Source organism: Saccharothrix sp. S26, assembly GCF_021390395.1.
In the GTDB taxonomy this organism is placed as follows: domain Bacteria; phylum Actinomycetota; class Actinomycetes; order Mycobacteriales; family Pseudonocardiaceae; genus Actinosynnema.
This window is the reverse complement of the sequence record NZ_JAJUWT010000002.1, coordinates 375,448-395,655: the sequence shown is the minus strand read 5'-3', so window position 1 is coordinate 395,655 and position 20,208 is coordinate 375,448. Positions and strand designations below refer to the sequence as shown.

The following is a 20,208-nucleotide window of genomic DNA, read 5'->3' as shown; positions in this document are numbered from 1 at the left end:
TCTCCTCCGCCGGTGTGAAACCACCGACCGGCGGCACCGGGAACCTCACGCCAGGCTCCGTGCTGACGACACCGCCGCGAGGGAGTACTCCCCTCCACGCACACACAGTCTCACGCATGACCGCGGTCCCGCGCCAGCGGAGGTGATCAGACGCACCCGACCGGGCCGCGGGGACCAGCGGCTTTCGGTCAACGGAACCAGTCGGTTCCGCTGAGAGCGCGAGGCGGTGCTGACCGCTCGTTCTCAGCCAATCACGCCTAAGGTCAACTCCGTGGCCTCCCTCAACCGCCTCCGCGGCAGGTGGTCGCTCCCCGCGCTCGTCGTGCTGGTCGCCCTGGTGGGCGCCATCGTGGTCTTCACGCGCCAGGGGGACGACCCCGTCCCGGTGAGCACCCGCGAAGCGGTGATCGACGTGCCGGAAAGTCCGGACAGCGACCGCACCGTGCAGATCGACACCACCCTGTACCTGCCCGAACGCACACCCGCGCCCGCCATCCTGCTGCCGCACGGCTTCGGCGGCAGCAAGGCGAGCGTCGCCTCCCAGGCCACCGAGCTGGCCCAGCGGGGGTTCGTCGTGCTGGCCTACTCGGCGCGCGGCTTCGGCCGCAGCACGGGCCAGATCGCGCTCAACTCGCTCGACCACGAGGTCCGCGACGCGCAGAAGCTGCTCGACTGGCTGGCCACCCGGGAAGAGGTGCTCACCGACGGCGGCGGCGACCCGAAGGTGGGCGTGACCGGCGGCTCGTACGGCGGCGCGCTGGCGCTGTCGCTGGCCGGCGTCGACCCCCGGGTCGACACCATCGCCCCCGTCATCACCTACAACGACCTGGCCCAGGCGCTGCTGCCGAACTCGGCGCGGACCGACGGCGTGGACGGCGAGACCCCGGCGGCCGGCGCGTTCGCCGACGACGGCGTGTTCAAGCGGTCGTGGGCGGGCATCTTCTTCTCCGCGGGCCTGTCGGGCGCGGACGCGACCAACCCCGGCCAGGAGGCCGCCGAGCCCGGTCAGGACGACGACAGCCAGGGCCTGGACAACGCCGCCGCCGCGGTCACCGCGCCGCAGCAGCAGGCGGGAGACCCGCGACCGGCCGGGCCGGTCAACGGCGCGTGCGGCCGGTTCCAGGCCGACGTGTGCGCCGCCTACACCGAGGTCGCGACCACCGGCAAGGCCGGGCCGCAGACGCTGGAGGTGCTGCGCCGGGCGTCGCCGTCGACGGTGACGAACAAGATCACCCAGCCGACGCTGCTGGTGCAGGGCGAGCAGGACACCCTGTTCGGCCTCGACCAGGCCGACGCCAACGCCCGCCAGATCGCCGCGAACGGCGCGAAGGTCAAGGTCGTCTGGTACGCGGGCGGTCACGACGGCGGCTCTCCCGGCCCCGAGCTGCGCGGGCAGATCGCCGACTGGATGGAGTTCCACCTGCAGGGCAGGGGTGCCGACCCCGGCACCGGCTTCGAGTACACGGTCGTCGGCGCGTTCCGCAGCAGCGGCGCGCCGTCGTTGCGCACCGTGGTCGCGCCGAGCTACCCGGGCCTGGGCGGCTCGGGGGCGACGCAGCGCCGGGACGTGCCGCTGACCGGCCGCGAGCAGGTCGTGGTGAACCCCGCGGGCGGCAACCCCGCGTCGGTGTCCAGCCTGCCCGGCCTCGGGTCGGTGGTGGCGCGCTCCAGCTCGCTGTCGTCGCGGCTGGCGATCGACATGCCCGGCCAGGCCGCCGTGTTCCAGAGCGAGCCGCAGACCGCGCAGACGCTGCTGACCGGCTCGTCCACGGTGCGGCTGCGCGTGGCGGCCGTGCCCGGCCAGCCCGTGCCCGCCGACGGCGCGGTGCTGTTCGTGAAGCTGTACGACGCCGACGCCAACGGCGTGCGGACGCTGCCCGGCTCGGCGGTCGCGCCGGTGCGCGTGACCGACCTGCCCGCCGACGGCACGCCGGTCGAGGTGACCGTGACGCTGCCCGGCGCGGTGCGCCCGATCGAGGCCGACCACCGGCTGCAACTGGTCGTGTCGACCACCGACATGGCCTACGCCAACGCCGCGGAGCCCGCCGCCTACCGGGTCTCGCTGGCCGCGCCGGAGCTGTCGGTTCCGGTGGTGCCGGGCGTGAACGCGACCAGCGAGGTGCCGGTCGGCGCGCTGTGGGGCATCGCGATCGTGCTGGTCGTGTGCGTCATCGCGGCCGTGGTGGCGTGGTTCCGCCGCCGGCTGACCGCGGACGTCGACCCGGAGCTCGAGTCGGTGCCGCTGGTGATCGAGAACCTGACCAAGTCCTACCCCGGTGGGCTCACCGCGGTGAAGGACCTGTCGTTCCGGGTGGAGCACGGCCAGGTGCTGGGCCTGCTCGGGCCCAACGGCGCGGGCAAGACCACGACGCTGCGCATGCTGATGGGCCTGATCCGACCCACCGAGGGCGGGATCAGGGTGTTCGGCCACCGGGTCAGCCCGGGTGCGCCGGTGCTGTCGCGGATCGGGTCGTTCGTCGAGGGCTCCGGCTTCCTGCCGCACCTGTCCGGCGCGGAGAACCTGCGGCTGTACTGGGCGGCCACCGGCCGTCCGCTGGAGCAGGCGCACGTCGAGGAGGCCCTGGAGATCGCCGGCCTGGGCAACGCCGTGCACCGGCGCGTGCGGACCTACAGCCAGGGCATGCGGCAGCGGCTGGCGATCGCGCAGGCCATGCTCGGCCTGCCCGACCTGCTCGTGTTGGACGAGCCGACCAACGGGCTCGACCCGCCCCAGATCCACCAGATGCGCGAGGTGCTGCGCCGTTACGCGGCGGCGGGGCGGACCGTGCTGGTGTCGTCCCACCTGCTCGCCGAGGTCGAGCAGACGTGCACGCACGTGGTCGTGATGCACAAGGGGACGCTGGTCGCGGCCGGTCCGGTCGACGAGATCGCGACGGGCAGCGGCGAGGCGACCTTCCGGGTCGACCGGCCCGAGGAAGCCGCGACGGTGCTGCGCGGGCTGGCGGGCGTGCACGACGTGCACGTGGACGGCGAACAGGTCCACGCGAGCCTCAACGGCACCCCGCGTGCGACGGCGTTGCAGGCGCTCGTGGCGGCGGGCGTGGCCGTGGACCAGGCCGGCCCGCGCCGGCGGTTGGAAGACGCGTTCCTGGAGTTGGTGGGCGAATGAGCGAGAACGGTGTGCACACCGACCCGGCGGCGATCGCCGACCTGACCGACGCGGCGCGGGCCGAGCACTCGGCGGTCGCGGCGGACGGGTCGAAGGCCGGGTACCGGGCCGGGCGGACGTTGCCCGTGCGGGTGGAGCTGGTGCGGCAGTTGCGCCGCAGGCGGACGCAGTTGGTGCTGGGATTCCTGGTGCTGCTCCCGTTCATCCTGGTGGTGGCGTTCGAGCTGGGGCAGGCGTCGCCGAACCGGCGGGCGGGCGGGTTCGTCGACCTGGCCACGGCCAGCGGCGTGAACTTCGTGATCCTGACGCTGTTCGTCAGCGGCAGCTTCCTGTTGCCGATGATCGTGGCGCTGTTCTTCGGTGACACGATCGCGAGCGAGGCGTCGTGGTCGTCGTTGAAGTACTTGCTGGCCGCGCCGATCCCCCGGCACCGGCTGCTGCGCCGCAAGGCCCTGGCGTCCGGGCTGATGTCGGTGTTCGCGCTGGCGCTGCTGCCCGCGGTGGCGCTGGTCGTCGGCGTGGTCTGGTACGGGGCGGGCGAGGCGGTGTCGCCGACCGGTGAGGCCGCGTCGTTCGGGGCCGGGGTGTACGGGGTGGCGCTGGCCGTCGTCTACATCTCGATCCACCTGTTCTGGGTGGCCGGGCTCGCGCTGTACCTGTCGGTGTCGACCGACGCGCCGCTGGGCGCGGTGGGCGGCGCCGTGCTGGCGTCGATCCTGTCGCAGATCCTCGACCAGATCACGGCGTTGGAGGGGCTGCGGGACTACCTGCCGACGCACTACGCGTTGGCGTGGGCCGACCTGCTGTCGTCCGACGTGGACTGGTCGGGGATGGCGAAGGGCACGTTCTCGGCGCTGGCGTACGGGGCGTTCTTCACGCTGCTGGCGGCGCGGAAGTTCGCGCGCAAGGACATCACCAGCTGACGTCGTGCTTCGCCGGACGGCGCACCCGGGACGCTCCGGGTGCGCCGTTCGTCGTTACGGCCAGTGGAACTTCGCCGATCGGGCGGCGTCGGGTGGAACGTGATGACCAACGTCCACTGAGACCGGAGGCGGCCGGCACAGCCCTCCGCTAGGACAACGCCGGTCGCTTCGACTTCGGCAGTCTGGCCACGATGAGGTCGTAGGAGAGGTCCAGCAGTTCGCGCACCTCGTCGGCCGGGACCGCACCGTCGAGGTGGACCCGGTTCCACCCGTAGCGGCCGATGTAGGCGCTGACGGCGATGTCCTCCGGGTACCGCTCGCGCCACTGGCCGGCCTCTTCGGCGGTGGCGCCGGACTTTACGCCGACCGTGCCGCCGTCCAGGCCGATGAACGCGAAGATCTTGCCGCCGACCTTGCAGCACAGCTCCCCGTCACCGAACGGGTAGGTCTCCTCGGCGCCGGGCTTGGCGAGGCAGTGCTCGATCACGTCGTCCAACGTCATGGCATCACGCTCATCTAGGGTGCTCGGGTGACTTTCTACACGGACGAGGAAGGTCGGACGCTGCGCACGGCCGTCTTCGGTGCGATGGTGCTGGTGTCGACCGCGGAACCGGGTGCGTTGGACGAGGAGAGCCACGCGGGGATCCGGGCGATGACGGCGTTCCCGCCGCGGCTGCGGGAGGTGCTCGGGGCGGCCCCGCCCGAGCTGCCCGCCGGGTCCACGGCCGACGTGGAGGCCGGCGTGCTCCGGGCCCTGCGGCGCTCGGTGGACATCCTGGCCGCCAAGGCGCCCGAGGACGCCGAGGCGTTCCCCGCGACCGTGGTGGCGGTCTGCGAGGAGGTCGCCTCGGCGGACGGGCGCGTCGGCGCGGCCGAGAACGCCGTGCTGGGCCGGATCCGCGCCACCGTCACGGCTACTTGACGCCCGCCGCGTCCATGCCGCGCAGTTCCTTCTTCAGGTCCTGGATTTCGTCGCGCAGGCGGGCGGCCAGTTCGAACTGGAGCTCGCGGGCGGCGTTCATCATCTGGTCGGTCAGCTGTTGGACCAGGTCGGCCAGTTCCGAGCGGGCCATGGTGGAGGTGTCGCGGTCGGCCAGGACGCCCGAGCTGGTGCGGCCGGACGCGCCCGGGTCGCCGGTCGGCTTCTTGCCGCGCGAGGTGTTGCGGCCCGAGCCACCCGGGGCGATGGCGTCCTCGGCCTCGGCGTAGACCTGCTCGAGGATGTCGGTGATCTTCTTGCGCAGCGGCTGGGGGTCCAGGCCGCGTTCCTCGTTGTAGGCGATCTGCTTGGCGCGGCGGCGGTTGGTCTCGTCGATCGCGTGCTGCATCGAGTCGGTGATCCGGTCCGCGTACATGTGGACCTCGCCGGAGACGTTGCGGGCCGCGCGGCCGATGGTCTGGATCAGGCTGGTGCCCGAGCGCAGGAAGCCCTCCTTGTCCGCGTCCAGGATCGCGACCAGGGAGACCTCCGGCAGGTCGAGGCCCTCGCGGAGCAGGTTGATGCCGATCAGCACGTCGTACTCGCCCAGGCGCAGCTGGCGCAGCAGCTCGACGCGGCGCAGCGTGTCGACCTCCGAGTGCAGGTAGCGGACGCGGATGCCCAGTTCGAGCAGGTAGTCGGTGAGGTCCTCGGCCATCTTCTTGGTCAGCGTGGTGACCAGGACGCGCTCGTCGCGCTCGGCGCGCACCCGGATCTCGTGCACCAGGTCGTCGATCTGCCCCTCGGTCGGCTTGACCACGACCTCCGGGTCGACCAGGCCGGTCGGGCGGATGACCTGCTCGACGAACTCGCCGCCGGCCTGACCCATCTCGTACGGGCCGGGGGTGGCCGACAGGTAGACGGTCTGGCCGATCCGGTCGGCGAACTCCTCCCACGTCAGCGGGCGGTTGTCCAGGGCGCTGGGCAGGCGGAAGCCGTGCTCGACCAGGTTGCGCTTGCGCGACGCGTCACCCTCGTACATGCCGCCGATCTGCGGCACGGTCACGTGGGACTCGTCGATGACCAGCAGGAAGTCGTCCGGGAAGTAGTCGATCAGGGTCGCGGGCGCGGTGCCGGGACCGCGGTCGTCGATGTGGCGCGAGTAGTTCTCGATGCCGTTGCAGAAGCCGACCTGGCGCATCATCTCGATGTCGTAGGACGTGCGCATGCGCAGCCGCTGCGCCTCCAGGAGCTTGCCCTGGCGTTCGAGCGTGGCCAGCCGGTCGGCCAGCTCCAGCTCGATGTTGCGGATCGCCTTCTCCATGCGCTCCGGGCCCGCCACGTAGTGGGTGGCCGGGAAGATGCGCAGCTCGTCGACCTCCTTGACCACGTCACCGGTCAGGGGGTGCAGGTAGTAGAGCTTGTCGATCTCGTCGCCGAAGAACTCGACCCGCAGCGCCAGCTCCTCGTACGCCGGGATGATCTCCACGGTGTCGCCGCGCACGCGGAACGTGCCGCGGTTGAACGCGATGTCGTTGCGCGTGTACTGGACGTCGACCAACGCGCGCAGCAGCAGGTCGCGCTCGACCTCCGCGCCCACCTCCAGCTTGATCGACCGGTCCAGGTACGACTGCGGCGTGCCCAGGCCGTAGATGCACGACACGGACGCGACCACGATCACGTCACGCCTGGTGAGCAGGCTCATCGTGGCCGAGTGGCGCAGCCGCTCGACGTCCTCGTTGATCGAGGAGTCCTTCTCGATGTAGGTGTCGGTCTGCGGGATGTACGCCTCGGGCTGGTAGTAGTCGTAGTAGCTGACGAAGTACTCCACCGCGTTGTCCGGGAAGAACCCCTTCAGCTCGTTGGCCAGCTGCGCGGCCAGCGTCTTGTTCGGCGCCATCACCAGCGTGGGGCGCTGCACCTTCTCCACCAGCCACGCCGTGGTGGCCGACTTGCCCGTGCCGGTCGCGCCCAGCAGCACGACGTCCTTCTCCCCGGCGTGGATGCGCCGTTCGAGCTCCGCGATCGCCGCGGGCTGGTCGCCCGCGGGCTGGTAGTCGCTGACCACGCGGAACTTCCCGTCGGTGCGGGGGATGTCACCGACGGGACGATGCGACGAGTGCGCCTTGACCGGGATCTCGGTTGGGAATGCCACGGGTACGACGGTACGCCGGGGGTACGACATTTTCCGATCCGGCCCAGGTCAGGGGTCCGCGGGGCCGGTGGCAGCTTCCGGCCGCGGCGCGGCGGCGGGCCGGTCGGCGACGCCACACTGCGCTCATGCGTGCCCTCCCCTGGTTGTTCCTGGTCGTGCTGGCGGCCGTGTCCGGTTGCGCCCGCGCCGACGCGCCGGACCCCGAGCCCGACCTCATCGAGGAGTACTGGGAGTCGGCGTCGGTCGAGCACGACCGCCTCCCCGGCTACGGCGCGGCCCCGGAGGACCGGCAGGCCGACCTCGCCGCCCACTACTCGCCCGAACAGCTCGTGTCCCGGCTGATGAGCGTGTTCGAGTGCACCGACCGAGCCGACACCCGACCACGCGGCTTCGACACCTCCTGCGACCTCGGCCCGGCGGCTCAGCGCGCGGTGCGGGACGCGGGCGGCGACCCCCGGCACGTCTCCGGCCGCGTGCTGCTGGTCAAGCGCTCGGACGGCGGGCTGGAGCTGATGACCCTGTTCCTCGCCAACGGCAAGGCGATCGACGCCTCGGGCGGCACCTACTCCAGCCTCGACGAGTTCCGCGCGGGCAACGACCTGCTCGACGCCGACGACGTGATCCTGGCGCCGAGCGACCTCACCAAGACCGACGGCGACAACCGGCTCGTCACCGTCTACGGCCGCACGCCGTGGGACGGCAGGCCGTGGCTGCTCGGCGGTGCCGGCGTGGTGGTGCTGGTCGTCGTGTCACTGCTGGTCCGCCGCCGGGCGCGGTCGTGACGGCGGGTCAGCAGTTGCAGTCGCAGCAACCGCAGTCGCAGTCGCAGCCGGGTCCGCAGTCGCAGTTGCACCACGCCTCGCGCGGCTTGCCGCTGAACGGGCCGGGGTACGGGTCGCGGCAGCAGTACTGGCACGTGCCGCACTGGTAGAGGACGGCCAGGCAGCCCAGGAACGCGCCGCGGGTCACCGGCGGCCGGTGCAGCTTGGGCCAGGACCACAGGCCGCTGCCGGGCGGGGGCGGCTCGTCGGCCCGCCTGCGCTTCTTGCCGCCCTTCGGCGGGACGGGCGGACCACCGCGACCGGGGGCCGACGGTGGCGGCACGGGGCCGGGCGGCGGCACGGAGCCGGGGCCGTGCGGACCGGCGGGCGAACCCGGGTGGCCGTACGGGCCGGGACGGCCCTGCGGGTGACCGTGTGGACCGTGCGAGCGGGGGTCGCCGAACGCGCGGCGGATCGACTCCCGCACCTCGTGCACCAGCAGGACGTGCACGAGCCGGTCGTCGGCGAACTCCACCTCCGCCATGGCGAGCTTGATGCCCAGCGCCGCGTCCTCGCACAGCCGCCGGGCCTCCTCCAGCGTCGTGCCGGTGACGACCAGCGGGTTCCACGCGCCGGACGCCCGGTCGGCCGCCAGGTCCTCGACTGCGTCCAGCAGGTGCGCCAAGCGCCCGAACAGCCGTCCGACCTCGCGCAACGGGGCCGCGTTCGCCGGACGCCCGGCCAGCACCGCGGTCTGCGCCACGGCCTCGGCCGCCGCCGTCTCGGTCGGCTCGGTCACCGCCAGCACCGACGAGCCCAGGCCCGCGGCGGCCTCCACCGCCGACTGCCGCCGCACCGCGTCCACCAGCAGCGCCGTGTCGAACCCCAGGTCGAGCCCGGTTTCGGTCGCCTGCGCCGCCCACCGCCGCGCCACCTGCCTGCCCACGCCGCGCATCGGGGCCCGCGCGAACACGCCGTCCCGGTCGGCCACGTGGTCGCCGACCTTGGCCGACGCCAGCACCAGGGACACCGAGGCGGCCAGGCGCGCGCCCGCCCCCACGGCGACGTCCGCCGACTGCATCCCCCTCAGGGCGCACGGCCCCGCGGAACGCCGCGACCGACCCGACTGCGCCTCCACCAACGCGGAGATGACGAGGCCGTCGTAGTTGGTGACCACGCGGGCGAGGTGGCCGTGGTCGTCGCGCAGCGCCAGGCACAGCCCGCACAGGTGCGCCAGCCACGACTCCCGCAGCTCAGGGCCCAGGCGGTTGCGGCAGGGCCGGATGATGCCGAACATGGCGGGAAGAGTAAGCGATCATCCTACTTTCGGGTGACAGAAAGGAGCGATTCGACGGTGTCGGTGCCTAAGGTCGGCGCTGTGACGTCGAGCACCGCCGGGACCCGCATGCACATCCACCCGCCCAAGATCGAGTACTTCGACCTCGACGCGAAGAGCAACACCGATCCCAAGGGCCACCTGCGCGGGGTCGAGGAGTACCGGCTGACCCGGCACGGCCTCTACATGTCCCGCCCGGTGCCGGGCCACCCGCACCTGTCGCACTTCGAGTCGTGGCTGCTGCCCGCGCACGGCCTGCGCGTCACCCGCCAGTCGTGGCACCCGGGCCACGAGCGCGACTACGACCTGTACGTGGACGTGGTCGAGATCAGCTCCAGCGGCTCCGTGTGGAAGACCGTCGACCTCTACCTGGACCTCGTCGTGCGCACGGGCCGCAGCGTGACCGTGCTGGACACCGACGAGCTGCTGACCGCGCTCGACCACGGGCTCATCCAGGCCGACCGGGCGCAGTGGGCGCTGGAGACGACCTACCGCGCGGTCGCCGGGATCGCCGCGCACGGGCACGACGCCGTGCGCTGGCTCGCCTCCCTCGGAACGATCACCACCTGGCGTCGGCGGTAATACAGAGGGTCACACTCGCAGGTCAACCGCCATCCGAGTCCGTCACCCGATAGAGACCGCTTCCACCACAGACCGTGACATAACGAATCAAACCTGTTAGTTACCAAGGACACATCTGCGTCTACCCTCGGGTCACGTGGGAGCGGTCATCACACCTCAGCTCGTCGACGTGGTCGACACCGTCAGCGCAGTTCGCAGCTACTCCAGCGGCACGTCGCGGCACCTGTCCACGTGCCGGGTCGAGCCGTGGGGGCTGCGGCTGGAGTGCCCGACGCCGGAGGATCCGTTCTCCGATTCGGAGGTCACCTGGTTGATGCCCGCGCTCGGCCTCCGGCTGACCCACCAGCGGCCCCGGTCCCGGCACGCGCGCAGCGGCCCCAGCGTGCTCAGCGCGGTCCGCGTGCAGCGCGACGGCCGCACGTGGCGCACCACCGACCTGCTGCTCGGCCTGGCCGTGCCCGGCGGCACGACCGCGCGGATCGTGCGCTGCGAGGAGTTCGCCGCCGCCGTCGCCGGGCGGGTCCTCGGCCCCGGTGACGCCGACCAGGCGTTGCGCACCGTGCACCGCACCCTGGAAGAGGTCAGCCTCCACCGCCACGACCTCGGCACGTGGCTGACCCACCGGGGCATCTACGACGTCTGGCCGTCCCTGTAGAACGCGTCCACGCGCGCGGTCGCGGCGGCCATCCACGGCTCCTTGGCCTCGCCGTAGGCGAACCCGTCCGCGTCACCCCGGTGCTTGTCCGAGAGCTCCCGCTTGAGCGCCGCGTACTCCTCCCGCGCCGCCGCGTCCGCCCGCAGCCAGTCGCGGAACCGGATCGCCCAAGTCCACGCCGGACCGCCCTCCACCCGGACGTGCAGGTTCACCCGCCGTCCCGGGTCCGCGCCCGCGTGCAGCCGCTTGTGCCAGTCCTGCGGCGCGTCGCCCTCGTGCCTCACGGCGTCCTCGCCGACCCCCAACGACGGGAAACCGGCCTGCGCCAGCGCCTCCTCCAGCTCCGCGGCCTCGTCCAGCGACTTCACGCCGAGCTGGAAGTCCAGCACGTCCTTCGCCGCCAGGCCGGGCACGGACGTGGAGCCGATGTGCTCGACCGCGCGGCCGCCGGCGGCGAGCCGGATGCGTGCGGCGACCCGTTCGGCCTGGGCGGGCCAGGTCTCGTCATACGGCACCACGATCGGCGCGCCGGCGGCGTAGCGGCGCAGCCGGATGTTCGACTCGTACCGCACCAGCCGGTCCGCCCACAGCGCGTCCACGCGGGCCAGCACCAGGTCGGGCGTGCCCGAGTTGTCCAGCCACACGTCCGCCACGGCGCGGCGGCGACCGTCGTCGGCCTGCGCGGCGATGCGCCGGCGCGCGTCGTCCTCGGCCACGCCCCGGTCTCGCAGCCGGACCAGCCGCTGGTCCAGGTCCGCGTGCACGATCACCACCAGGTGGTACAGCGGGGCCATGTCCTTCTCCACCAGCAACGGGACGTCGTGCACGATGATCGCGTCCTCGGGCGCGGCGGCGATCAGCTCGCCCGTGCGGGCCGCGATCCTCGGGTGCGTGATGCCGTTGAGCGTGGCCAGGGCCCGTTCGTCGCCGAACACCTTCGCCGCGAGCGCGGGCCGGTTCAGCGCGCCGTCCGGGCCGAGGACGTCCGCGCCGAACGCCTCCACGACCTCGCGCAGGCCGTCGGTGCCGGGTTCGACCACCTCGCGGGCCAGCCGGTCGGCGTCGATCACCACCGCGCCGTGCTCGGCGAGCCTGCCCGCCACCGTCGACTTGCCCGACCCGATGCCACCGGAGAGCCCCACGCGCAACATGGCGACCAGCCTGCCACGCGAGGGATCTTCAGGCTCCCTCGATGGGGGTCATCGACTGCTGGGCCAGCGCCGCCAGGAAGCCGGCGATCGCGTCGTCCGGCAGCACGCCCGCCTTCGCGCGGGCCACGTACGTGGTCTTGCCCAGCGACCCGATGACCAGCCGCTCGTCCTTCGTGCTGACGAACTGGCCCTTCTTCTTGCCCACGTCGACCTCGCGGACCGTCGCGCCTTCCTTGCGCTCCAGGTCGACGCTCTCGGTGACGCGGGCGGCCGCGGTCGGCTCGTCGGTGTAGGCGGCCAGGCCGATGACGACCTGCGCGGCGCCGAGGGGCTGGCGCTCCGGCACGGCGTAGTAGCAGTCGATCTTGCCGGTGCGGCCCAGCGACGGCTCCGGGATGCCGATGATGGTCTTCAGCTCGCCGGGCAGCTCGCGGCCGAGCTTCTGGTGGAACACCTCGACCGGGACGACCAGCTCGCAGTCGTCGGGGATCGGCCGGTCCACCATCTGCGGGATCCGGCTGATCGTGGTCGGCGGCACGATCGTCGGGATCTGCGGCTGCGTCACGGGCTGCGGCTTCACCGCGGCGCAGCCCGCGCACACGAGCGCCACCATCGCCGCCACCACTGCCGTCCGCATGCTCATAGCATTCTCAACTTAGCGCACGCCAACGCCAACTCACCCCCGAAGGAGTGAACGACGATCGCCCCCCGCCCGAGGTGGGCGAGGGGCGATCGTGTCGTTCAGTCAACCGGCGAGGATCCGCCGGCCGGTGCTGCTCAGGCGCCGCCCGACAGCTTCTCGCGCAGCGCGGCGAGCTGCTCGTCGCTGGCCAGCGTGCCACCGGCCTGAGCCGGGGCGCCCGTGCTGGACGACGCGGCGGCCGGGGCCTCGCCACCGGACGAGTAGTTGGTCTCGCCCGCGGCCTCTTCCTCGGCCGCGGCGGCCTTGGCGACCTGCTTCATGTGGGCCTCGTAGCGCGTGTGGGCCTCGGCGTACTGCCGCTCCCACTCCTCGCGCTGCTTGTCGAAGCCTTCCTGCCACTCCTGGGTCTCCGGGTCGAAGCCCTCGGGGTAGATGTAGTTGCCCTGGTCGTCGTACTCGGCGGCCATGCCGTACTGGGTCGGGTCGAACTCGGAGTCGACCGTGAAGCCCTCGTTGGCCTGCTTGAGCGACAGCGAGATGCGGCGGCGGTCCAGGTCGATGTCGATGACCTTGACCATGACGTCGTCGCCGACCTGCACGACCTGCTCCGGGATCTCGACGTGGCGCTCGGCCAGCTCGGAGATGTGGACCAGGCCCTCGATGCCCTCGTCCACCCGGACGAACGCGCCGAACGGGACGAGCTTGGTGACCTTGCCCGGCACGATCTGGCCGATCGCGTGGGTGCGGGCGAACTGGCGCCACGGGTCTTCCTGCGTCGCCTTGAGCGACAGCGACACGCGCTCGCGCTCCATGTCGACGTCCAGGACCTCGACCGTGACCTCCTGGCCGACCTCGACGACCTCGGACGGGTGGTCGATGTGCTTCCAGGACAGCTCCGAGACGTGCACCAGGCCGTCCACGCCACCCAGGTCCACGAAGGCACCGAAGTTGACGATGGAGGACACGACGCCCTTGCGGACCTGGCCCTTCTGCAGCTGGTTGAGGAACTCGCTGCGGACCTCGGACTGCGTCTGCTCCAGCCAGGCGCGGCGGGACAGGACCACGTTGTTGCGGTTCTTGTCCAGCTCGATGATCTTGGCTTCGAGCTCGCGGCCGACGTAGGGCTGCAGGTCGCGCACGCGGCGCATCTCGACCAGGGACGCGGGGAGGAAGCCGCGCAGGCCGATGTCCAGGATCAGGCCGCCCTTGACGACCTCGATGACCGTGCCCTTGACGGGCTCGTCCTTCTCCTTGAGGGCCTCGATGGTGCCCCAGGCGCGCTCGTACTGGGCGCGCTTCTTGGAGAGGATCAGCCGACCTTCCTTGTCCTCCTTCTGGAGAACAAGAGCCTCGACCTCGTCACCGACCTTGACGACCTCGTTCGGGTCGACGTCGTGCTTGATCGACAACTCGCGCGAGGGGATGACGCCCTCGGTCTTGTAGCCGATGTCGAGCAGGACCTCGTCCCGGTCGACCTTGACGATGGTGCCCTCGACGATATCGCCATCGTTGAAGTACTTGATCGTCTTGTCGATGGCGGCGAGGAAGTCCTCCTCCGTCCCGATATCGTTGATGGCGACCTGCTTCGGCGCAGCGGCAACCGGGACAGTGGTGGTGTCGGTGGACATTAGGTAGGTGGCTCCGGTACGGATTGGGGTTTGTGGCCTGCGGGTTCAACGCTTGCGCGACAGGGCTCGCCCCACCGGGAAGACCGACTCACCTGGTGATCACCGATCAGGACAGCGCGAACCCACTACGCGGGCGATATCGTACGCGGCTTCGAGCCCGACGGGCAAACCGGCACCCTTGAATGGAGCAGTGTGTCCGACCAGCACGCGAGCGCCGAACTGGCGCTCGGCACCACCGGCATCGCCAAGCGGGGCGTGGACGCGGCCGAGTCGCGCGCGGCCAACCGCATGTGGTGGGACGCCGACGCCGACGACTACCACGCCGAGCACGGCGACTTCCTGGGCTCCGCCGACTTCGTCTGGTGCCCCGAGGGCGTCCGCGAGGAAGAGGTCGGCTACCTCGGTGACGTGCGCGGACGCCGCGTCCTGGAGGTCGGCTGCGGCTCCGCGCCGTGCGCGCGGTGGCTCGCGTCACAGGGCGCGCGCCCGGTGGCGTTCGACATCTCGGCCGGGATGCTGAGGCACGCGGTGGCGGCGAACGCGGCCACCGGCCTGGCCGTGCCGCTGGTGCAGGCCAGCGCCGACCAGCTGCCGTTCGCGTCGGGCAGCTTCGACGCGGCCTGCTCGTCGTTCGGCGCGGTGCCGTTCGTGGCGGACGTGGGCGAGGTGTTCGCGGAGGTGGCCCGGGTGCTGCGGCCGGGCGCACCCTGGGTGTTCTCCGTGACTCACCCGATCAGGTGGATTTTCCCGGACGACCCGGGGCCGGGTGGGCTGACCGTGACGCAGTCGTACTTCGACCGCACGCCGTACGTCGAGGTGGACGACACCGGCCGGGCGACCTACGTCGAACACCACCGGACCACCGGGGACTACGTGCGGGCGCTCGTCGGCGCGGGCCTGGAGCTGCTGGACGTGGTGGAACCGGAGTGGCCGGCGGGGCACACCCGCACGTGGGGCCAGTGGAGCCCGCTGCGCGGCCGCCTGTTCCCGGGCACCGCGATCTTCCGCGCCCGCAAGCCGTAGCCTGCCTGGCATGACCGTCGGTCAAGGGCTGATGGAGGCGCAGAGCGCGCGCTTCGCGAGCGTCGACCCGCTGCTGCCGGCGGTGGTCGCGCCGCCGGACGGCGACGTCATCACCGCCGCGCTGCCGGACGGCACGAGGGTCGCGGGCGTGCTCCAGCGCCAGGTGCACGACCGCCGGTCGCCCGCCCGGCTCTGGTCGGCCACCGAGGTGTGGGAGCTGACGCCGCTGCTGGGCAACGCGGGCGCGCCGGGCATGGACGCGCTGCTGCGGGCCTGGCGCAAGCGGATGGACCTGCTCGGGCCGGCGGAGCGCGACTCGGCGTGCGTGCTGACCTGGCCCAGCCGGGACGCCGAGGCGACCAGGGCGCTGCTGGACCACGGCCTGGTGCCGCTGACCGTGATCGCGGTGCGGCAGGCCCCTCCCCCGCCGGTGACCGGCGGCGCGACGATCCGCCGGGCCACGCCCGCCGACCTGGAGGCGGTGCTGGCGCTGGCGCTGGCGGAGCTGCGCTACTCGTCCATGGTCGGTTCGACGGTGCACCGGCCGGACGCGGCGGCGCTCAAGCGGCGGACGCTGGCCGAGCGGCTGGCCGCGGGCGGCCCGGCGTGGCTGGCCGAGCGCGACGGCATCGCGGTGGCGCTGGCCGAGTGCGCGGTGGTGACGTCGGAGCCGGGCAACTGGACGGCCACGAGGCTGCCGCCGGGCCGCTGGGGGTACGTGAACTGCGTCTCCGTGCTGCCGGGCGCGCGTGGCTCGGGGGTGGGTCGGCAGCTGATGGCGCACGCGCACGGCGAGCTGCACCGGCTGGGCACGGTCGGCACGTACCTCTACTACAACCCGCCGAACCCGCTGTCCTCGGTGTTCTGGCCGCGACAGGGCTATCGTCCACTGTGGACGATGTGGGAGGTGCGCCCGGCCGGGGCGCTGCGCTAGGCGTCACACCTCGTCGAGTTGCGAGGAACCCTCACCCGGATCACTATTTGAACTGACCGGTCAGTTCAAAGGAGGTCCGCGGTGCGCATCCACGCTCGGCGCGTCGGCGTCACCGGGCCGCACGGCCCGCTGCTCAAGCCCACGTCACTGCTGGTGGAGCCGGGTGAGCTGGTGCTGGTCGCGGGCGACCCCGGCGCCGGGCACACCGCGCTGGCCCTGGTGCTGTCGGGGCGCATGCGCCCCAGCACCGGCGAGGTCTCCCCCTCGGCCGCCGACCTGCGCAAGCACGTCGTGCTGGTGGACTCGCCGGACGTGAGCGAGCCCGAGGCGTCCTTGCCGCTGGCCGGCGTGGTCGGCGAGGAGCTGGCCGTCAACGGCGCCCGCAGCGGGCGCAAGGCGGTGGCCGACTGGCTGGTCGAGCGCGGCGCGGAAGAGCACCTGGACCACCGGTTCGAGCAGGTCCCGGCCGCCACGCGGTGCGCGCTGATGCTGGAGCTGGCCGCCGGCCGCCCCGGCGCGACGACCCTGGTGCTCGACAGCCCCGACCGCTACCACGGCGACCCGAAGGGCTGGGTGGAGCTGGCGCGCCGGCACGTGACGCCCGACCGGTCCGTCGTCGTCCTGTGCACCACCACCAGCGCCGCCGTGCTCGACGTGCCCGTCGCGCGCATCGGCGCGGACAACGAGGAGTCCGAGTGACCGCCCTCCGGATGGCGTTCAACGAGCTGCGCCGGGTCACCTCCGGCAAGCTGCCCAAGCTCGCCGTGCTGGCCCTGACGCTCGTGCCGCTGCTCTACGCGGCCCTGTACCTGTACGCCAACAAAGACCCGTACGCGCACCTCAACCAGGTGCCCGCCGCGCTGGTCGTGGAGGACGAGGGCGCCACCGCGAGCGACGGCACGCGCCTGGACGCGGGCCGCGAGGTGGCCGACGAGCTGGTCGACGGCGACCGGTTCGACTGGCACCGGGTGGACGCCGAGCAGGCCGAGGCGGGCGTGCGCGACGGCACCTACACGTTCGCGCTGACCTTGCCCCAGGACTTCTCGCGGGCCCTGCTGTCGTCCGGCGACTTCACGCCCCGGCAGGGCGTGATCGTGCTGACCACCAACGACGCGAACAACTACCTCGGCTCCACGATCGCCAACCAGGTCGTGGCCGAGGTGCGCCGGTCGGTGTCGGTGAAGGTCGGCGCGGAGGCGGCGGACAAGCTCCTCCTGGGCTTCTCCACGATCCGGCAGAAGACCGCCGAGGCGGCCGACGGCGCGACCAAGCTCGCCTCCGGCCAGCAGGACGCCTACGCCGGCGCGCAGCAGCTCGCCGACGGGACCGCGCCGCTGGCCGCCGGGGCGGCGCAGGTGTCGTCCGGCCTCACGCAGCTGCGCGACTCGACCGCGGACCTGCCGGTGAAGTCGCAGCAGTTGGCGTCGGGCGCGAAGCAGGTCGCGGACGGCAACGAGACCGTGGCCCGGACCGCCGAGGACTACGCCGCCAAGGCGCAGGACCTGGTCAACCGGCTGGACGCGGTCAACGGCGACGTGGCGGCGAAGCTGCGCGCGGCCGGGTTCACCGAGGAGCAGGTGCAACGCGTGCTCGGCGTGCTGGGCGAGGCGCGCCGGCCCGTGGACGACGCCAACGGCAAGGTGCAGGGCACGGCCGCGCAACTGCGCGCGCTCGCCGACGGCGCCAAGCAGGTCTCCGACGGCGCGGCGCAGCTCGCCGCGAGCACGCCCGCGTTGACCAGCGCCATCACCCGCCTCAACGACGGCGCGGCGCAGGTGTCGTCCGGCGCGGCGCAGGTGCGCGACGGCGCGGCCCGGCTGCGCGACGGCGAGGCGCAGCTGGTGGACGGCTCGAACCGACTGCGCGACGGCCTGGCCGCCGGCGTGTCGCAGATCCCCAACCCCGACGACCCGACCCGCGAGTCGACCGCGCAGACCATCGGCGACCCGGTGAACGTACGCGGGGTGAGCCAGACGTCCGCGGGCAGCTACGGCGCGGGCCTGGCGCCGTTCTTCCTCGGCCTGGCCACCTGGATCGGCGCTTTCGTGCTGTTCCTGCTGCTCAAGCCGCTGCCCAGGCGCGGGCTGGCGACCGGGCAGTCGGCGCTGCGGGTGGCGCTCGGCGGGTGGCTGCCCGGCGTGCTGCTGGGCGCGGCGCAGGTCGTGGTGATGTACGCGGTGGTCACGCTGGTGGTGGACATCCGACCGTCGCACCCGCTGGGCGCGCTGGCGTTCCTGCTCCTGGTGTCGGCGACGTTCGTGGCCGTGCTGCACGCGTTGAACGCCCTGTTCGGGGCGGTGGGCAAGTTCATCGGCCTGGTGCTGCTGATCCTGCAACTGGTCAGCGCGGGCGGCACGTTCCCGTGGCAGACGATCCCGGTGCCGCTGTACCCGCTGCACTACGGGCTGCCCATGGGCTACGCCGTGGACGGTCTGCGGCACCTCATGTACGGCGGGTCGCTGGGCGGCGTGGGCCGGGACGCCCTGATCCTGGTCTGCTACCTGGCGGGAAGCCTTGCCTTGGCGACGCTCGCCGCGTACAAGCAGCGGGTGTGGACTCCCAGCCGCCTCAAGCCGGAGCTGGCGCTGTGACCGGCCCGCGCCCCGGCCGCACCGCCGTGACCAAGCAGAAGCTGTTCGACGCCGCCCTGCGGCTGGTCGGCGAGCGGGGCGCGGCCGGCGTCACGGTGGACGAGATCGCCGCCGAGGCGGGCGTCGCCAAGGGCACCGTGTACTACAACTTCGCCAGCAAGGACGCGCTGGTCGACGCCCTGCTGCGGCACGGCGTCGACCTGCTGGCCGCGCGGCTGCGGGCCGCCGAGGAGGAGGCCGACACGTCGTCGGCGATGGCGTCGCTGGTGGACGGGATGCTCGGGTTCTTCGCCGAGTACCCGGCGTTCGGCCAGTTGCTGGTCTCCGAGCTGTGGCGCACGCCGGGCCAGTGGCACGACACGTTGAGCCTGCTGCGCGACGACATCGTGTCCATCGTGCGCGGCCAGATGCAGCGGCTGTCCGACGCGGGCCGACTGCCCGACGGCGTCCAGGTGGGCACGGCGTCGGCCGCGTTGTTCGGCACGCTGCTGGTGATCGCCCTGGACTGGCAGGTCTTCCAGCCCGAACGCAGCCGCGACGAGGTCCGCGAGTCGGTGTTGTCCCTCGTCCGGGGCCTGCGGCCGGGTTAGTGCCGCATCACCCACGTGTCGACCTCGCCGACCTGGTGGACCGACGGCGGGCGGCCGTCCAGGGCGCGGTGGACGGCGGTGAGGACGCCGGTCGAGGTTTCCTCGTGGCTGAGCCAGCGGGTGCTGTCGCCGTGGCAGGTGAAGCCCAGCACGACCTGTTGGGTCGGGTGGCCGTCCAGCGCCGGGTCGGGCAGGCCGCGGACCGGGTGGACGGCGCCGCTGTCGTGCACCTCGACCACCGGGGCGCGCGGTGCCAGCAGGGGTGCGATGGCGCGCAGGACCGCTTCCCGGTAGCTCGCGTGCACCCACGCCACCAGGAGGTCGGCGGGCCCGGTGACGACCTCGCGGACCCGGTCGGCCAGTTCGGCCGGTCTGGCCCAGTCCGCCGCCACGGCGATCCGCGAACCCTGCCCGGTGGTCGCGTGGGGCACGTGGGCACGCCCGCGCAGGGCCGCCTTGGCGGCGGTGCCCAGCGCGCCGTCGGGCCGGCGGCTGGGCAGGACCACCCGCCAGCCCTGCGCCACCAACTCGTCGGCGCACCCCTTCAGCATCCCCGTGCCGCCCAGCACCAACGCCGTCCGCTCGCTCATCGCACCGACTCCTCGCCGCGTTCGGCGGCCCGCCGCAAGGGGCCCGACCGCCACTGGTCGACCTCACGCTGCCCGCGCAGCCGCACCACGGCGACCCGGTCGGCGTGCTCACCCGCCAGCACCGCGCGGACCCGTTCGCCGGTGCGCGTGTGCGACTTCCACGCCCACCGCAGCAGGTGCTCGGGATCGGTGAACACCGTGCGCAGCGGCGGTTCGACGTTGCCGTTCCACAGCTGTCGGCGGCGCAGCCGGCGCACCACCGTCCGGACCGTCACCCGCCGCATCACCACGTGCCGCGGGTGGTCCAGCCACACCAGCGTGTCGGCGTGCTCCAGCAGCAGCGGCCGCGCCAGGCGGTACTGCCACTCGGTGACCCACGCCTCGCCCTTGACGAACCGGCGCACGTCGTCCTCGAACTCCGGCCTCGTGGTCCACTGTGGACCGTGGTACAGCGAGTCCATCTCCACATAGGACAGGCCGAGGACGCGGGCGACGGAACCGGCCAGGGTCGATTTCCCGGCACCGGACGTGCCCGCCACGAGCACCCGGCGCGGCGGGTGCGGCAACTCGTCGGCTGGTCCCAGGAGCGGCATCGAG

At 72.6% G+C, this 20,208-nt stretch carries 19 protein-coding genes; 11 read left to right on the top strand and 8 right to left on the bottom strand.

Annotated elements, in window-relative coordinates; genetic code table 11:
• Positions 1-271 precede the first annotated feature (271 nt).
• Entirely contained in the window at positions 272-3,130 is a 2,859-nt protein-coding gene (locus LZG04_RS04345; protein WP_233813322.1) for an alpha/beta fold hydrolase, read from the top strand.
• Complete coding sequence (locus LZG04_RS04340) at positions 3,127-4,053, top strand: ABC transporter permease (protein ID WP_233813320.1); 927 nt, start codon at positions 3,127-3,129, stop codon at positions 4,051-4,053. The genes LZG04_RS04345 and LZG04_RS04340 overlap by 4 nt, the downstream gene beginning before the upstream one ends.
• 148 nt (positions 4,054-4,201) lie before the next feature.
• On the opposite strand, the gene LZG04_RS04335 is transcribed toward LZG04_RS04340, so the two are convergent.
• On the bottom strand, positions 4,202-4,555 hold the full coding sequence (locus tag LZG04_RS04335; protein ID WP_233813318.1) for an MmcQ/YjbR family DNA-binding protein: 354 nt from the start codon (positions 4,553-4,555) through the stop codon (positions 4,202-4,204).
• A gap of 27 nt (positions 4,556-4,582) precedes the next feature.
• Between LZG04_RS04335 and LZG04_RS04330 the strand changes: the two genes are divergently transcribed.
• Entirely contained in the window at positions 4,583-4,975 is a 393-nt protein-coding gene (locus tag LZG04_RS04330; RefSeq protein ID WP_233813316.1) for a hypothetical protein, read from the top strand.
• Here the strand turns inward: LZG04_RS04330 and uvrB are convergent.
• A complete protein-coding gene (gene uvrB / locus LZG04_RS04325; protein ID WP_233813314.1) occupies positions 4,968-7,157 on the bottom strand; it encodes an excinuclease ABC subunit UvrB in 2,190 nt (729 codons plus the stop codon). The genes LZG04_RS04330 and uvrB overlap by 8 nt on opposite strands.
• A 95-nt stretch (positions 7,158-7,252) precedes the next feature.
• Here uvrB and LZG04_RS04320 point away from each other — a divergent pair, with 95 nt between their 5' ends.
• Positions 7,253-7,909, top strand: a complete 657-nt coding sequence (locus LZG04_RS04320; protein WP_233813312.1) for a hypothetical protein — start codon at positions 7,253-7,255, stop codon at positions 7,907-7,909.
• Between the two features lie 7 nt (positions 7,910-7,916).
• Here the strand turns inward: LZG04_RS04320 and LZG04_RS04315 are convergent, their stop codons facing one another.
• Entirely contained in the window at positions 7,917-9,185 is a 1,269-nt protein-coding gene (locus tag LZG04_RS04315) for a DUF5685 family protein (protein ID WP_233813310.1), read from the bottom strand.
• Between the two features lie 108 nt (positions 9,186-9,293).
• Here LZG04_RS04315 and LZG04_RS04310 point away from each other — a divergent pair, with 108 nt between their 5' ends.
• Both LZG04_RS04310 and LZG04_RS04305 read left to right on the top strand, forming a co-directional pair.
• Positions 9,294-9,806 (top strand): DUF402 domain-containing protein, encoded by a 513-nt coding sequence (locus LZG04_RS04310; protein WP_233813529.1) that lies wholly within the window; start codon positions 9,294-9,296, stop codon positions 9,804-9,806.
• A gap of 136 nt (positions 9,807-9,942) precedes the next feature.
• Positions 9,943-10,461 (top strand): DUF402 domain-containing protein, encoded by a 519-nt coding sequence (locus tag LZG04_RS04305; RefSeq protein WP_233813308.1) that lies wholly within the window; start codon positions 9,943-9,945, stop codon positions 10,459-10,461.
• Here LZG04_RS04305 and coaE read toward each other — a convergent pair.
• From coaE to rpsA, 3 genes are all read right to left on the bottom strand, one after another.
• Positions 10,437-11,612 carry a dephospho-CoA kinase gene (coaE, locus tag LZG04_RS04300; RefSeq protein ID WP_233813305.1) on the bottom strand — a complete coding sequence of 392 codons (1,176 nt, stop codon included), beginning with the start codon at positions 11,610-11,612 and terminating at the stop codon, positions 10,437-10,439. The two genes, LZG04_RS04305 and coaE, sit on opposite strands and share 25 nt — an antisense overlap.
• A gap of 28 nt (positions 11,613-11,640) precedes the next feature.
• Positions 11,641-12,249, bottom strand: a complete 609-nt coding sequence (locus tag LZG04_RS04295) for a hypothetical protein (protein ID WP_233813303.1) — start codon at positions 12,247-12,249, stop codon at positions 11,641-11,643.
• A 140-nt stretch (positions 12,250-12,389) separates the two neighbouring features.
• Entirely contained in the window at positions 12,390-13,883 is a 1,494-nt protein-coding gene (rpsA, locus tag LZG04_RS04290; protein WP_158851991.1) for a 30S ribosomal protein S1, read from the bottom strand.
• 192 nt (positions 13,884-14,075) lie between these two features.
• On the opposite strand from rpsA, the gene LZG04_RS04285 reads away from it, so the two are divergent.
• From LZG04_RS04285 to LZG04_RS04265, 5 genes are all read left to right on the top strand, one after another.
• Positions 14,076-14,906 carry a class I SAM-dependent methyltransferase gene (locus LZG04_RS04285; RefSeq protein WP_233813300.1) on the top strand — a complete coding sequence of 277 codons (831 nt, stop codon included), beginning with the start codon at positions 14,076-14,078 and terminating at the stop codon, positions 14,904-14,906.
• A 10-nt stretch (positions 14,907-14,916) separates the two neighbouring features.
• Positions 14,917-15,840: a GNAT family N-acetyltransferase gene (locus LZG04_RS04280; RefSeq protein WP_233813298.1), complete on the top strand. Its 924-nt coding sequence runs from the start codon at positions 14,917-14,919 to the stop codon at positions 15,838-15,840.
• 81 nt (positions 15,841-15,921) lie between these two features.
• Positions 15,922-16,539, top strand: coding sequence for an ATP-binding cassette domain-containing protein (locus tag LZG04_RS04275; protein ID WP_233813296.1), 618 nt, complete (start codon positions 15,922-15,924; stop codon positions 16,537-16,539).
• Positions 16,536-18,431 (top strand): YhgE/Pip domain-containing protein, encoded by a 1,896-nt coding sequence (locus tag LZG04_RS04270; protein ID WP_233813294.1) that lies wholly within the window; start codon positions 16,536-16,538, stop codon positions 18,429-18,431. Before LZG04_RS04275 ends, LZG04_RS04270 begins: the two co-directional genes overlap by 4 nt.
• Positions 18,428-19,021, top strand: a complete 594-nt coding sequence (locus LZG04_RS04265; RefSeq protein ID WP_233813292.1) for a TetR/AcrR family transcriptional regulator — start codon at positions 18,428-18,430, stop codon at positions 19,019-19,021. The genes LZG04_RS04270 and LZG04_RS04265 overlap by 4 nt, the downstream gene beginning before the upstream one ends.
• Here the strand turns inward: LZG04_RS04265 and LZG04_RS04260 are convergent.
• Positions 19,018-19,611 carry a hypothetical protein gene (locus LZG04_RS04260; RefSeq protein ID WP_233813290.1) on the bottom strand — a complete coding sequence of 198 codons (594 nt, stop codon included), beginning with the start codon at positions 19,609-19,611 and terminating at the stop codon, positions 19,018-19,020. The genes LZG04_RS04265 and LZG04_RS04260 overlap by 4 nt on opposite strands.
• Positions 19,608-20,204: an AAA family ATPase gene (locus LZG04_RS04255; RefSeq protein ID WP_233813288.1), complete on the bottom strand. Its 597-nt coding sequence runs from the start codon at positions 20,202-20,204 to the stop codon at positions 19,608-19,610. The genes LZG04_RS04260 and LZG04_RS04255 overlap by 4 nt, the downstream gene beginning before the upstream one ends.
• Between the last annotated feature and the right edge of the window lie 4 nt (positions 20,205-20,208).

What these genes read in the sequence shown, in the direction of transcription:
- LZG04_RS04340 (WP_233813320.1), top strand. Translation starts at nt 3,127, where the DNA reads ATGAGCGAGAACGGTGTGCACACCGACCCGGCGGCGATCGCCGACCTG.
- LZG04_RS04335 (WP_233813318.1), bottom strand. Translation starts at nt 4,555, where the DNA reads ATGACGTTGGACGACGTGATCGAGCACTGCCTCGCCAAGCCCGGCGCC.
- uvrB (WP_233813314.1), bottom strand. Translation starts at nt 7,157, where the DNA reads ATGTCGTACCCCCGGCGTACCGTCGTACCCGTGGCATTCCCAACCGAG.
- LZG04_RS04320 (WP_233813312.1), top strand. Translation starts at nt 7,253, where the DNA reads ATGCGTGCCCTCCCCTGGTTGTTCCTGGTCGTGCTGGCGGCCGTGTCC.
- LZG04_RS04315 (WP_233813310.1), bottom strand. Translation starts at nt 9,185, where the DNA reads ATGTTCGGCATCATCCGGCCCTGCCGCAACCGCCTGGGCCCTGAGCTG.
- LZG04_RS04310 (WP_233813529.1), top strand. Translation starts at nt 9,294, where the DNA reads ATGCACATCCACCCGCCCAAGATCGAGTACTTCGACCTCGACGCGAAG.
- coaE (WP_233813305.1), bottom strand. Translation starts at nt 11,612, where the DNA reads ATGTTGCGCGTGGGGCTCTCCGGTGGCATCGGGTCGGGCAAGTCGACG.
- LZG04_RS04295 (WP_233813303.1), bottom strand. Translation starts at nt 12,249, where the DNA reads ATGCGGACGGCAGTGGTGGCGGCGATGGTGGCGCTCGTGTGCGCGGGC.
- rpsA (WP_158851991.1), bottom strand. Translation starts at nt 13,883, where the DNA reads ATGTCCACCGACACCACCACTGTCCCGGTTGCCGCTGCGCCGAAGCAG.
- LZG04_RS04280 (WP_233813298.1), top strand. Translation starts at nt 14,917, where the DNA reads ATGACCGTCGGTCAAGGGCTGATGGAGGCGCAGAGCGCGCGCTTCGCG.
- LZG04_RS04260 (WP_233813290.1), bottom strand. Translation starts at nt 19,611, where the DNA reads ATGAGCGAGCGGACGGCGTTGGTGCTGGGCGGCACGGGGATGCTGAAG.
- LZG04_RS04255 (WP_233813288.1), bottom strand. Translation starts at nt 20,204, where the DNA reads ATGCCGCTCCTGGGACCAGCCGACGAGTTGCCGCACCCGCCGCGCCGG.